Genomic DNA, 14,050 nt, shown 5'->3' with positions numbered 1-14,050 from the left:
TTATAGGGGTTTAGCTATATATCTATTATATTTGAGAGAGATAATATCCTGGTAGTATCCCATAGAGTATTTCTCCAACAGTGGAACTCTTTATCATTGCTCAAATATTTATCTTTAAAATAGTTTATTTCTTGATCTATCTCAACCTCAGCTTGATCTTTATCTACAGAGAAAGGGCATTTCTGGTATAATAACTGTAATATGAGATACGCATTGAGCTTATTAGCTGGCGATTCAAAGCCATTACTCGTGAGATCTAACTTATTAACTTTTCCAGTTGAAATAATATTTCTTGGCTCATCCGAACCAAAAGTACGTAAATCTTTAATCAGCTTAATAGTATGAATATGTCTTGGAACCATAATATGGTCGAGTACCCGTAACTCACTAGTATATTCCTCCGCCACTAGGTCCATAACCGTTTCCCCTAGCCGATTTTTATAATTAATATGCCATATTGGATTGGGTGTCTTCTGCTCATTTGCAAATTTAAATAATTTGCATATTTGACTCATACCACCAATTTTAACTAGAATGAATGGCAAAGTATTTTTGTCTTTATCTAACGGCTGCGTCCAAATCTTTACCGGTAATAATTCTACTAAATAATTGTAGTTATTGACCAGATTATCTTTGCTATTTTGCAGTATCTTTGCTAATAAAGATACACCATCTTTATTAGTAGATAACCAATCATCATCTTTTATTGTTATTCCAAAGTTATTTAGTATCGGCACTAATTCTCCAAGCTTTAGTGGTAGTGGTATTAAGCTTATGATATGATCTTCATTAATCCCAATTTTATGGTTAAGGTCAATCTTAAATCGCTCTATTAATACAGACATTAATTCTATTAATTCTTCGGTAGTTTTTACCTGTGATAATAACCTGCCCATTAAAGTGCTTTTGTCTTCTGCTATTTTGTATATCTCTATTTCTAAATGATCGAGGTCAACATTATATTCTGTTAATACAGACATTAATTCTATTAATTTTTTGGTAGTTTTTATCTGTGATAATAACCTACTGATTAAAGTGCTGCCGTCTTCTGCTATTTTGTATACCTCTATTCCTAAATTATCAAGGTCAACATTACATTCTGTTAATACAGAGATCAATTTTGTTAATTCTTCGGTAGTTTTTATCTGTGATAACAACCTGTCCATTAAAATGCTGCCACTTTTTTCTGCAACTCTGAACATGTCCACTTTATTATCCTTTAATGAGTCCATCAACTCTATAAAGCTCAGGTCATGCACCTTTAACAACTCATCATTGAATAACTTATAGCCAAATTTATCCCAATTTATATTATCAAATCGGGATAATACCTCTATTATCTTAACTAGTCGCATACTAGGATCTTTAGATGATATTGTTAATATCAGATCCCAAGTCTTTTGATTAAAATCTAACGTAGTAGAATGCAATTTACTGAGAGCTGATAGTACGAATAATAGCTGAACGCTACTTGCACAATGTTCCAGTATAATATCTAAAAATCTTTTACCTTCACCGAAATCATCTTGCCATTGGTTAAAACCCAGTTTTGCTAATTTCTTAAAATTCTCTTTTACTTCGTCAACGTTCTTACCATAATATTTCTTACCTTTCTTACTATTATGACCTAATGGAATATTACTTGTTACCACAATTTGAGCTATGCATAATATATCATCAAGCTCGAATATTTTGCTAGGAAGTGCTTTAACAGGCTTGAAATCAAGCAATTTTGATACTTCGGATAAAGAAAGCTTGTGCTTGTAAGCACAGACAGCAGCCATTAATCCCTCATTAACTACATGTCCTACATCTTCAATATCCTTGATGACTTCAATAATACCAGTACGTAAATCACTGCTTGAATTTACTGTTACTGCACTCAACAAATTAAAACTATTTAGGTGAAGCTTTATTCCATACCCTTGAGCAATAAATTGCAATGTAGTAATAATATCCTCCTGCTGGATATTATTATGATATGATACTATCTCAAGAATATTGCTACCGTTAGTGCAAGGTAACTTTTGATTCCAGTCGATATTTTCATAAGCTTTTAAGTATTGCATTACTGTTAATAATTGATCTTTATTATTAACATATCTAAATATATGTTGTAATAATGTATTATTACCTAAATCTGACAATGGAGTATTAAAATCCATTACTTGCTCCACATAAGTCGACAACGTCTTATAAAGTACTTCCCCGTTATCCTCAAATGCAGCACATAATGTTTCAAAACTGATGCTTGCTTCTACTATTTTATTCTTTATATCAGCTGCATCTAGTATTTGATTGTTTTTAATAAACTTTATTAATACTCCATATTTTTTTAACTCAATTAACTTACAGCATATCTTCGCAATTTGCGTTGTTTGCTGATTTTGCTCTGATAGGTGAAAAGAGAATATCCTTGATCCAACAAGGCTAGTAGAATTAAGTGTGTTGCCCAAAGTTTTTTCCTTAGCTGAAAGATTTTTTTCCTCAGCTAAAAGAAATGCAGCTAAAGATGCAAAATATCCATGCTCGATTAAACTATTACAAATGTCTTCAAAAATTTTATCCCTAGGCACCTCATCAAATTCAGCTATATCAAAATCAGCTATTTTTTCTAAAATGCTATCATATGTTTGATTACACTGATCGTCAGTTTTGAAATGAATTTTGGCTCTAAGATTTTTTGCAGTATTAGGATTTTTTGCGGCATGTGAAATAGCCAATCTATATATTTGATCAGTTTTATCACTAAATTCTTGAAGCTCACAAGTCTCTATTGCTTCTAACAACTTCTTTTGCTTACGTATATCAATTTCATTGATATCATCTAACCGCAGACTAGTAAGTTCCGGAAGCGTTTTAGCACCTAAAATGCCAGTTAATTCTTTTATCTCTTCATTAGACCTCTTTCGAAACTGGACTAAATATGTTATAAAGTCGAATTTACTTAATTTAGAACTATATGAGATATAAAAATTTAAGCATTTTATCGGAAGAGCATTTTAGAAGATTAACAGGGGTAAGAAATAGTACATTTGAAAAGATGGTAGGGATTTTAAAGACAGAGAAACAAATAAATAGGAGGTACCAAGGTGGCAGAAGAGCTAGTCTTAGTATGGAAGACAGCCTATTAATGACACTTGAATATTTAAGGGAATACCGTACCTATTTTCATATAGCTAAGAATTATGGAGTTAGCGAAAGCAGTGCATTTAAAACAATTCGTTTTGTTGAAGACACTCTAATAAAACATCCGGATTTTGCTCTTCCAGGTAAGAAGGCTCTAGTTAAAAGCGGTATGGAGTATGAATTAGTTTTAATAGATGCTACAGAAAGCCCTATAGAGCGACCCCAAAAAAACAGAAATACTATTACTCAGGTAAAAAGAAAAGACATACGTTAAAGACTCAAATAGTAGTAGATAAGAAAAGCAAACGAGTCATATGCACTTCTTTTTCCAATGGTAAGCGTCATGATTTTAAATTATTTAAAGAATCAAGAACCCATATACTGCCTGAGGTTAAAGTGATTACTGATACTGGTTATCAAGGCTTACAGAAGATTCATACAAATTCTGAGCTACCAAAGAAAAAGAGTAAAAAGAATGCTTTAACTAAAGAAGATAAGAAAAATAATAGAAGTTTAGCAAGTGACAGAGTATTAAATGAAAATGTTATCGGTATGTTAAAGCGTTTTAAAATAATTGCTGATAAATATCGAAATAGACGCAAAAGATTTGGTCTTAGGTTCAATTTAATTGCTGGTTTATATAATTGGGAGCTTGGTAAATGAGTTTCGAAAGAGGTCTATTACTATGTTGATGATCGACAAAATTTAGACTCTTAATTGTTTTAGGTAAGTTAGCAATTAAAAGCTTTATATGCTGCAACGATAGTTGTTGTGGTGATAAAGATAACTCTTCTATCTTGAGAGTCCGTAATAGATCACATAATTTTTCCGAAATTCCCAAGCTATTATCATCATACTGTAAATCTAAATGTAATTTGTGCACATGTAATTTTTCTACTATTGCATTTCTTTCTCCCTTGGTGGAATAAACACCACGCAGCATGACCGTCAACTGGGACAGCTCTGTCATATTGCTTATTCTGTATACATTGCTTATTCTGCATGCAAGTTCATCATATAATTTGGTCTTTTTCACTATCATATTATTAATCTTAATATTACTATATAATTATATAATAATATGAATTATTAAAAACAACAAGGATTAATATATGTATATAAATATATATTTATGTATATATTGTGAGTAAATGAAAAGTTGGTAGTAACCAAAAGATGTTATCGCGAGCTGATATATCCCCACGAATTTGAAAGTGCTGAAATGCGCTATATGTCGTCTGAGCTGAGGAGTAGCCTTTAGGTTATGACGAAGCAATTCAGAAAGATTAACACAGTAAAAGCTGTGTCACTGTTATGATTTTTTCTGAATTGCTTCGTCATGTGCTTACGCACATTCTTTGCCGCGACGGGCTTTTGGAGTGTTTTTTAGCCACTTCAAATTCGTGAGGATATATCAAGCTCGCAATGACAAAGAGTCATGACAACTTTTCATTTACTCGCAGTATATATTGAGGACTAAAAGATGAAAAAAGAGAGTGTTCTCATAAACCTAGGCGTCAAGTTAAGAAAAATTTGACGCCTAGGTTTCCGCGAACATTAGACTTCACTCACAAACTCAGAAATGGATGAAGGATTTTTAGGCAAAACGCAGTCAAGAACCGCAGCGTACATAGAAGTACGTGAGAACCGAAAACAAGTTTCAACGACAAAATTACAGCCAAAATGAGTTTGTGAGCGAAGTATATTCTTAAAAATACGCATAAATCGACCAGTATAACATAATGTTTTCAGTGTCGAGTATAAATGAAGTCTTTAATTTCTGGGACTATAAATTGTCTAAATTTACTACCGCTAAATACTCCATAATGACCAACTCCTTTTTGTAGATGATATTTTTTCATATCTTGTGGTATATTGGTACATAAATTAAGAGCCGCTTTAGTTTGCCCGACTGCAGCTATATCATCCTTTTCACCTTCAATTCCAAGTAAAGCACAATTAGTGATAGATTTTAGATCCACCTTACGCCCCCTGGAAACCAGTTCACCCTTAGCTAAAGAAAATTCCTGGAATACTTCTTTAATAGTTTGTAAATAAAATTCTGCCGGCAGATCCATCACTGATAAATATTCATCATAAAATTTCTTTTGCACATCAGCTTTATCATCTTCTTCAATTAATAAGTTCTTAAACATATCAAAATGAGAATCAACATGGCGTTGTAAGTTAAGGCTCATAAATCCTGCTAATTGTAAAAACCCCGGATAAACATGACGCATATACCCTGGATAATTGGGTGGAACAACAGTAATTACCATATTTTCAAACCACTCAATACTTCTACCAGTAGCAAATGCATTGACTTGGGTTGGGTTTTTTCTGGCATCAATGGGTCCACCCATTAAAATCATCGATTTTGGCACCAATGGATCCTGTTCTGCAGACATAATCGCAGTAGCAGCAAGTAGAGGAACCGTTGGTTGACATACTGCCATTACATGTAAATCTGGACCAAGAATTCTCATAAAATCAATGATGTAATCAATAAAATCATCCATATCAAAACCGCCAAGACTTAAAGGTACTTGACTAGCATCAATCCAGTCGGTAATAAAGACATCACAATGTGGTAATGTATCCTGCACTGTGCCACGTAACAAAGTCGCATGATGTCCAGCCATAGGAGCTATAATTAATAATTTTGGCTGCGGCCGTTTTAAACCAAGCTTAACAAAATGTTGCAGATTGCAAAAAGCTTTACCTAATATTGTTCGTTTCTCAATTTTGTAAAGTTCATCAGCAACTTTACATTCGGTAATATCAAAATCAGGCTTCTGATATTTTCTAGTCATACGTTCAACAATTTCTAGATATGCTCTAGTAGTTCTGGCAAATTCGGTATTATATATGGGATTATGGCTATTCTCAAACCATTGTAATGACGACATCGCACCAAGTCGTATCGGAGACATTTGCATTCTTGATGCTTCAACCATATAATACAAATAATTAAAATTATCGGAAACATACTTATGCATATATTTAGCTCTCCTTGTGAAACATGTTAGTATGACAATTTTTGTTATAGCATAGAAAAGGTTTAATATTTATTAAATAACTATAGTTTATACAATTTTATTATATAAACTGGTAATTCGTTCGCAAGCCTTAAACCGATCATTTATTTAAATTAGTAATATTCTGAGGAATAAAATGAAGAAAAAAATTATTGCTTTAGTTGGCAGACCAAATGTTGGAAAATCTACCTTATTCAACCGTTTAAGCATCAATAATAAAGCAATAGTACATAATCAGCCAGGAGTAACCCGTGACCGTAAATATGCTGAGGCACGTATTGGTCCTTTCGAATTTATGGTAATCGACACACCGGGTCTTGAGGAATCTGAAGATGGCAAACTTGAACACCGCATGATGCAGCAAACTATTGCTGCGCTCCAGGAAGCAGATATTACTTGCTTAATGTTGAGTAGCAGGGAACAAATCACTCCTATTGATCAATTTTTTGTAAATTTTGTCAGAAAATATACAAATAATTCTATATTAATAATCAATAAATGTGAGAAGCAGTCTAATATTGATCCAGAATATTATACTTTAGGTTTTAGTACTATAGTAGCAATCTCTGCCGAACACGCTATCGGCATGATGGATTTATACGAAGCTATTCAACACCATATTACTATTCAAGAAACAAAAGACCCCCAAAAAAACCACTCAGAAGCAACCATAGAAGATCCTCTAAAATCTGATACCTTACAGATAGTAATAAGCGGCAGACCAAATGCAGGTAAATCAACTCTTATTAATGCAATTATAGGACAGGAACGTATGCTTACCGGTAGTGAAGCCGGCATCACCAGAGAGTCCATAGCCATTGATTGGCAGTATCAAGATACCAAGCTCAAACTAATTGATACAGCTGGTTTAAGAAAACGTGCAGTGATCAAAGATAATTTAGAAAAACTATCAGCTAGTGACGCTATAAGTAGTATTAATTTTGCTAACACAGTGATATTAATACTCGACGCTAGAAATCCTCTTGAACAACAAGATTTAAAAATTGCATCATATGTAATAGAACAAGGCAGAGGACTGATAATTGCGGTAAATAAATGGGATCTCATTAAAGATAAAATCCTTTTTAAAGAAGAATTACATTATCAATTAGCACAGAGTTTACCACAAGCAAAAGGAGTGCCAACAGTATTTATTTCTGCTCTTAATAAACAAAATATTGATTTATTATTAACTGAATGCATAAAAATATATAAGCTTTGGAACAGCAAAATTTCTACCGGTAAACTTAATGTATGGTTAAACCAAGCGACTGAAAAACACCAGCTGCCATTAGTAGGTAATAGGCGTCTCAGGTTAAAATATATGACTCAGATCAAAACTAGACCACCTACTTTTAAAATATTTGCTAATAATCCCGATCAAATTACTGATAGTTATAAAAAATATCTAATTAACGACTTGCGTGAATATTGTTCACTTCCTGGTATACCTATTCGTTTTGTTTTTACTAAAACTAAAAATCCTTATACTTAAATAAGAAACACGCATAGCACAAACCTTGTTAGAGGTAAGTACACGTCATTGTGAGGAGCCACGTTAGTAACTGAAGCAATCCAGTTTATTTAGATATCATTTTTTCTGGATTGCTTCGTTACACTCGTAATGACGAATTTTGCTTACAGTGACGATTAATATTAACTCTTTTTTCTTTTACTCACCATTTTATAACCATTCAATGCTATTTAACTTACTATATATGTCCACTTCTTCATATAAATCCAGAGTCTTATTAACAAGGAGTATAAATGAGAATCAGAAACTAATGAAGCAGCTTGAACCATATAATTTCAACTGCATTTCATGCCCTTTAATTACATATAAAAATTTGCCGATTGATTATGTTGCTATTTTTGACCATTATTCCAATATAATTATTACCAGTAAGCATGCAGCCAAACTAATATATTCTGCACTAAATAATTTATCAGCTAATTATAGTAAAGATATGGAATTATGGGTTGTCGGTCACACATCTGCTGTCATTTTAAAATCAATGCCCTTTATAAAGATTCAATATATCGCCAATGATGTTAGAGATTTAATTAATAATTTACCTAAAACTATATATAATAAAGCTGTTTATCTATCTGCTAACGAAATCACTAGCTCATTACCAACTGCAATTACAAGACAAGTAATTTATGAAGTTAGCTATAAAGAGACATTAAAAACTCAAGATTTTAACGAGCTAATAGCAGGAATTGATTATATACTACTCTACTCTCAAAACTGCGCAAAAACCCTAATTAAACTATTAGCTAAATATAATTTGATAAATACATTAAAAAATACGATAGTAATTACCATTAGTGCCAAAGTAGCTAATATTGTAAATATATATTTCAGCAATGTTGTGTATGTAGACCAAGCCGAGCACCAGCAAATGATAAATTTATTAATTAATTATGATAAAAACTAAATATTATCTTTGGCTCATACTATTATCGATAATCATTATTGCATTGTTTGCTTTCTATAATTATCAGCAAATCACCTTAGGTTTAGATAAAAGCATCTCTCTTTTAAAACTCGAGCCTAAGAGTGAAATACCAGAAGAAGGAGGTTTACTTGCACAAATTAGAAGTATCTTGCATATAGGCAAGGATACGAATGTGACATCGACACAAGCAGCTATCACCTCAGAAATAAAATCATCGAAAACTATTGCCAACGAACCAAAATCAATAATTTCATCAATAATCAACAATATTCCAGGATATGCAGCTGCTGCCACCCCTACTCCAGATCTGGATCCAAACCCAACATTGGACTCAACAGCAACAAATATATCTCACTCAAAAGAGCTTAGTAATTACAGGCGCCACTTAGCTAATGCCCAGTACTTGGTAACAAATTTCTTACAGGACAAATCTTATCTGAAACAATTAAACCAGCTTAACATGCAAGAATTTCCGCCAGAAATCAAAGCCATTATTATAGATTTTACCGAATATGATAAAAATTATTTATTAGCCAATAACAACACTGACTATGAAAAAATCTTTCCGGTTAAACCAAGTGTAGTGGAACGAGTGATTAAAATTACAAAAAAAAGCGACAAGCTTAAAAATAAAGATGCCCTAAAAACAAAAATAATTTCTAACCTAGAGATATTTATTAATTTTATTTATTCAGAAGAGTCGCAAAATATTTTAATGAATAAAGGTAAATGAACATATGCTAAGATTTTTAGGCTTTTGCACCATATTATTTTTGTTATATTTATCTTTTATATTACTTGAACAACTAGATTCTCGTATTCTTATCACCGCTTATGACGACTATATTATTGAAACTACAATCTTTGTTAGTCTGGGACTAATAGCTATTACGGTATGCCTAATAATAATAATCTTAAAAATAATTTCATTATTCTTTGAAATACCATACTTAATTAATAAACAGCTAGATAAAAATAATGCACAAAAGATGGTAGCTCTGCTAACGCAGGCTATGACTTATCTGATGCTCGGGAATAAACAAAATAGCTTGCTAATCATTAAAAAATTACCGGCTAAAATAAAACCAGAATATCAGGAATTATATGACATTATCAATGCTGAAACTGAAAAAGATTTTGAAAAGCAAATACAGTATTTTAAACAGTTAAATTCATCAAAAAATTATAATTACTTTTCATTAAAGAGACTTGCTCAGATTTTTCATCAACGTGAGTTATTTGAACAGGCAGAAAAATACGCCACTCTAGCGTTTAATTTAGTTGAAGTTGATAGTGAGGTATTAGAGATCTTAATTGACTGTTATGCTAATCTTGGTTTATGGAATAAATTTGTAGTCACAGTTGCTAAATTTAGCAGAGTTAATCCTGTAAGATTAACAACACTTGCTAATAAAATTGCCAAACATTATTTAACAACAGCCAAATATTATTTAGAACTTGGTGAAGATAAAGAAGCAGTTCATTACTTGGAATCTGCACTTGAACTATATCCTACATATTTAGAAGCACTGGATCTATATTTTACAATAAATGCAAGCTTACCTAAAACAACAAACCAACTTTCAATTCTAAAATCAGCATTTACAGCCGAGCCCTCCTTTGCCATGGCAGAGATTTATATAAAATTTGCTAATATGCCAGCTGATACCATATACGAAGAATTATCAAATCAAATTGATCGTAAGCTATATTGGCATTTATTAATAGCAATTGCTACTTATCTTAACTTACCAGAACAAATCCAAGCTCTTAGTGTCCAATGTCATCCACGAACATAGGTTTAGACCTGAGATCTGAGAATGTTTTAAACTGTTTCAAACTGCGCTATAAGTTACTATCTGAACTTAATAGTCAACCCCGAACTTGCAAGTCATCCCGAACTTGTTTCGGGATCTCATGAAATCCTGATAAGATCCCGAAACAAGTTCGGGATGACATTAGGTGTTCGGGATGACTAGTGTGTTCAGAAGATGATATTGATGTCCGAAATGATGATATTGTATGTTTGGGATTATATAAATTTAACAATTCTGGAACCAAGTTGCTGAACCTATACAGAGATAAGAGATGACAAATTACAAATTAATAGCGCATAATATTACCATTTCGGGACGCTAATTAAGTATGAGTATCCAAGATTTCTTACCACCAGATTTTGATTTAGATACAGTTCAATTAACTCTTATTGACAAAATAGAAACAATTACAAACTCTTTAACTCAACACAAGTGGATACCACAATTCTTTAAATCAAAAAAATATACTAAGAGCGGAATATATTTATACGGTGGAGTTGGGCGTGGTAAAACCATGTTAATGCAAGCATTTTATAATAACCTTAAACTAACCAAAACAATGCTTCATTATCAAGATTTTATGTTATCTATCCATAAAAACCTTCATAATTTACAAGGAACAACAACCAGCAAAATTATCGCTAACTTGGCTACCAACTATGCCAAAGAATGGCAAATATTATGTTTAGATGAATTTGAAATCAAAGACATCACCGACGCGATGATTATTGGTAAATTATTTGTTGAACTGAATAAACGTAATGTCTTCATTTTTATTACCAGTAATACTAAGCCAGAAGAATTATACAAAGATGGTTTACAAAGAGATTCTTTTTTATCTTTTATTGATTATCTCCAACATCAATTTGAGCTATTGCATCTTGATAACCATCACGATTATCGGTTAGATAAACTCATTACCGCAGGTGATCGTGTTTTATACCCATTAACTCAAGATACGCAGGATAAAATTCAACATATTATTACCGTTCTCACACATAATAATAGCTTAACCTCAATCACACTTCAAGTGTTTGGGCGTTCAATAACATTTCAACATGCTTATCAAAATATTTTAGTAACCAATTTTCAGGAATTATGTATGCAGGAATATGGTTATGCTGATTATGTCAATATTTGTCAGCGATTTAAAGTAGTAGTACTTAAAAATGTTACCCCAATTTCTGCTAATAACAATGACCTTATTACCAGATTCATCAATTTTATTGATAACGCCTATTTTTACAAAGTATTATTATTTATTACCTTACAGGATACACCAGGAAAAATATACCCAGAAGGTCGGCGAGCTGAAGATTTTAAGCGTACAATCTCAAGGTTATATGAAATGAATAGCGACTCATATCCACCATAAACAAATAATTAAACTACTAACTCTTGATAAAATTTTGGTCAAATATAATAGCTAGGGTAAAATTGACAAAGTTTAACAAATTAGAGAGTGTTCGCTGAGCTATACTCGTCAAGTTAAGGAAAATTTATGCTCATCGTCATTGAGAGGGCTTTGCCCGAAGCAATCCAGGAAGTGTGAAAACGACTATTTGCTGGAGTGCTTCGGGCAAAGCTCTCTCAATGACGAATCTTACTTTAATTGACACAGCTCAGCGAACGCTCTCAACAAATACATCAAAACAATATTTTTAAATTAGAAGCTATATTATGGAATGGATGACAAACCCTACTATGTGGGCTGGATTATTTACATTAATTATTTTAGAAATCATTTTAGGTATTGATAATCTGATCTTCATTGCTATTCTTGCGAATAAGTTACCGCAAAATCAACAAAAAACAGCAAGAGTAATAGGACTTGGGTTTGCGCTCATCCTACGCATTGCTATGCTAGCTAGCATTTCCTGGATAGTTACTCTTACCGATCCATGTATCCATATCCTAGGAAAAGCTTTGTCGGGGCGAGATCTAATCCTGCTCACTGGTGGGGTATTTTTATTATTTAAAGCTACCATGGAATTACATGAGCGACTCGAAGGCTACCATAATGAAGACCATAAGATTAATGGACATGCAAGTTTCTGGAATATTGTAGTTCAAATTATTGTCATTGACGCAGTGTTTTCTATAGATTCAGTCATTACTGCAGTTGGTATGGTTAGCGAATTATCAGTAATGATTACTTCAGTAGTAATTTCGGTAATCCTGATGCTTATTGCCAGTACTCCACTGACAAATTTTATAAATCGACATCCTACTCTGATTATATTATGTTTAGGATTTTTACTAATGATAGGATTTAGCTTGGTAATTGAAGGATTAGGCTATCATGTACCAAAAGGCTATGTCTATGCTGCTATTGCTTTCTCAGTGCTTGTTGAATTATTTAACCAGTGTTCCATGTCTAAACGAAGAAAGACACTGACCAAAGCTCGCATAAGAGCAAAAACAGCTGCGGTAATACATCGTTTGCTCGGAGGAAAAATAAATCTAAATAATGAGGATCTTATAGCAATTGCTGGCGTAAAAACCGAAGCTATTGCTTTTAATGCTGATGAACGTAACATGATTGGCGGAATATTAAGCCTTGCTGAGCTTTCAACAAAATCCATTATGACCACATGCGATAAATTATATACTATAAGTATACAAGCTGATATTAAAACCATTAAAGCAAAACTACTTGATTCTCCTTTCTCAAAGATTATAGTTGTCCAAGAGATGGATGCTGAACCAATTGGTATTATAGACAAGAAAAGCATTCTAAATAGCTTACTTAGTAATAACGAAATATCAATATCATCAGTTCTTAAACAGCAAGTACTTACGGTTAAAGAAAATACCTCAGTATTGGATATGTTGAACGCTTTTAAAAAAGCAAAAACCTCCATCGCTTTTGTTACAAATACAGCTGGTAATTTTGTTGGCATCGTAACTATAACCGATATAATAGAGACTATAGCTGGTGACTTTCCGGAATAATAATTAAGAAAGATGCAATGATAGACTATAACCAACCAAAATTTGTTACTTTTGAAGGTGTTGTTGGCTGTGGTAAAACCACTCAAAGCAAAATGCTTTATGAATATTTATCAGGCAAAAACTTGGAAGTATGCAGAACTAGGGAAATCGGTGGAACAAGAGTTGCAGAACTGATACGTGATATAGTAATTTATGAACATATGTTACCTTTCTCAGAATTATTACTAATAATGGCAGCAAGATATGAACATATTCATAAAATTATTATTCCTGCTCTAACTTTAAAACAATGGGTGGTTTGTGATCGCTTTGTAGATTCTACCGCCTGTTATCAAGGCTTATCAGATATAGGGTCAGAAAAAGTTTACCAATTACACGACGAGATATTTAATAATCTGATGCCAGATATTACCTTCTTTATTGATGTACCACCAACTGAAACATTAGATAGAATATCAAATAATCTTGATTGTAATAAATTCGAGAATGAGGGCTTAGAATTCCACAACAAAATTTACCAAGGATTTCAGGCGATAACTAAACAATTTTCAAATAGAATAGTCAGAATAGAGGCTGCACAATTAAATCCACAACAAGTCCACCTGAAAATACTGGAAGCCTTATCTATATAGGCAAGGGGTAAATAGTT

The 14,050-nt window shown here is 32.6% G+C and carries 11 protein-coding genes; 8 read left to right on the top strand and 3 right to left on the bottom strand.

Annotated features, from left to right (window positions below):
• Positions 1-14 precede the first annotated feature (14 nt).
• Positions 15-2,789 carry a hypothetical protein gene (locus R2I74_RS00450; RefSeq protein WP_316353112.1) on the bottom strand — a complete coding sequence of 925 codons (2,775 nt, stop codon included), beginning with the start codon at positions 2,787-2,789 and terminating at the stop codon, positions 15-17.
• 173 nt (positions 2,790-2,962) lie between these two features.
• Here R2I74_RS00450 and R2I74_RS00445 point away from each other — a divergent pair.
• Positions 2,963-3,792 (top strand): IS5 family transposase gene (locus R2I74_RS00445; RefSeq protein ID WP_316353063.1). Its coding sequence is split into 2 segments (ribosomal slippage): positions 2,963-3,353 and positions 3,353-3,792, totalling 831 coding nucleotides; the frame shifts between segments, so codons are not numbered across the junction.
• Here the strand turns inward: R2I74_RS00445 and R2I74_RS00440 are convergent.
• Positions 3,749-4,165: a hypothetical protein gene (locus R2I74_RS00440; RefSeq protein WP_316353111.1), complete on the bottom strand. Its 417-nt coding sequence runs from the start codon at positions 4,163-4,165 to the stop codon at positions 3,749-3,751. The two genes, R2I74_RS00445 and R2I74_RS00440, sit on opposite strands and share 44 nt — an antisense overlap.
• Positions 4,166-4,877: 712 nt before the next feature.
• Entirely contained in the window at positions 4,878-6,128 is a 1,251-nt protein-coding gene (locus R2I74_RS00435) for a polyhydroxyalkanoate depolymerase (RefSeq protein WP_316353109.1), read from the bottom strand.
• Positions 6,129-6,303: 175 nt separating this feature from the next.
• On the opposite strand from R2I74_RS00435, the gene der reads away from it, so the two are divergent.
• The 7 genes from der (at position 6,304) to tmk (ending at position 14,033) form a co-directional block, all read left to right on the top strand.
• Entirely contained in the window at positions 6,304-7,662 is a 1,359-nt protein-coding gene (gene der, locus R2I74_RS00430; RefSeq protein ID WP_316353108.1) for a ribosome biogenesis GTPase Der, read from the top strand.
• Positions 7,663-7,951: 289 nt separating this feature from the next.
• On the top strand, positions 7,952-8,608 hold the full coding sequence (locus R2I74_RS00425; RefSeq protein ID WP_316353107.1) for a uroporphyrinogen-III synthase: 657 nt from the start codon (positions 7,952-7,954) through the stop codon (positions 8,606-8,608).
• Positions 8,595-9,362, top strand: a complete 768-nt coding sequence (locus tag R2I74_RS00420) for a hypothetical protein (protein WP_316353106.1) — start codon at positions 8,595-8,597, stop codon at positions 9,360-9,362. Before R2I74_RS00425 ends, R2I74_RS00420 begins: the two co-directional genes overlap by 14 nt.
• Positions 9,363-9,366: 4 nt before the next feature.
• Positions 9,367-10,428: a tetratricopeptide repeat protein gene (locus R2I74_RS00415; protein WP_316353105.1), complete on the top strand. Its 1,062-nt coding sequence runs from the start codon at positions 9,367-9,369 to the stop codon at positions 10,426-10,428.
• Positions 10,429-10,774: 346 nt separating this feature from the next.
• On the top strand, positions 10,775-11,821 hold the full coding sequence (gene zapE, locus R2I74_RS00410; RefSeq protein ID WP_316353103.1) for a cell division protein ZapE: 1,047 nt from the start codon (positions 10,775-10,777) through the stop codon (positions 11,819-11,821).
• Between the two features lie 314 nt (positions 11,822-12,135).
• A complete protein-coding gene (locus R2I74_RS00405; protein ID WP_316353101.1) occupies positions 12,136-13,401 on the top strand; it encodes a TerC family protein in 1,266 nt (421 codons plus the stop codon).
• 17 nt (positions 13,402-13,418) lie between these two features.
• Entirely contained in the window at positions 13,419-14,033 is a 615-nt protein-coding gene (tmk, locus tag R2I74_RS00400; protein WP_316353099.1) for a dTMP kinase, read from the top strand.
• The last annotated feature ends 17 nt before the right edge of the window (positions 14,034-14,050 follow it).

Origin of the sequence: Candidatus Trichorickettsia mobilis, assembly GCF_963422225.1 — a bacterium.
Taxonomy (GTDB): Bacteria; Pseudomonadota; Alphaproteobacteria; order Rickettsiales; family Rickettsiaceae; genus Trichorickettsia; species Trichorickettsia mobilis_B.
This window is presented reverse-complemented; position numbering and strand designations above follow the sequence as displayed.

Bases quoted from the DNA above. Each gene is read 5' to 3' on its own strand.
- der (WP_316353108.1), top strand. From the start codon at position 6,304: ATGAAGAAAAAAATTATTGCTTTAGTTGGCAGACCAAATGTTGGAAAA.
- R2I74_RS00435 (WP_316353109.1), bottom strand. From the start codon at position 6,128: ATGCATAAGTATGTTTCCGATAATTTTAATTATTTGTATTATATGGTT.
- R2I74_RS00420 (WP_316353106.1), top strand. From the start codon at position 8,595: ATGATAAAAACTAAATATTATCTTTGGCTCATACTATTATCGATAATC.
- R2I74_RS00425 (WP_316353107.1), top strand. From the start codon at position 7,952: ATGAAGCAGCTTGAACCATATAATTTCAACTGCATTTCATGCCCTTTA.
- zapE (WP_316353103.1), top strand. From the start codon at position 10,775: ATGAGTATCCAAGATTTCTTACCACCAGATTTTGATTTAGATACAGTT.
- tmk (WP_316353099.1), top strand. From the start codon at position 13,419: ATGATAGACTATAACCAACCAAAATTTGTTACTTTTGAAGGTGTTGTT.
- R2I74_RS00405 (WP_316353101.1), top strand. From the start codon at position 12,136: ATGACAAACCCTACTATGTGGGCTGGATTATTTACATTAATTATTTTA.
- R2I74_RS00415 (WP_316353105.1), top strand. From the start codon at position 9,367: ATGCTAAGATTTTTAGGCTTTTGCACCATATTATTTTTGTTATATTTA.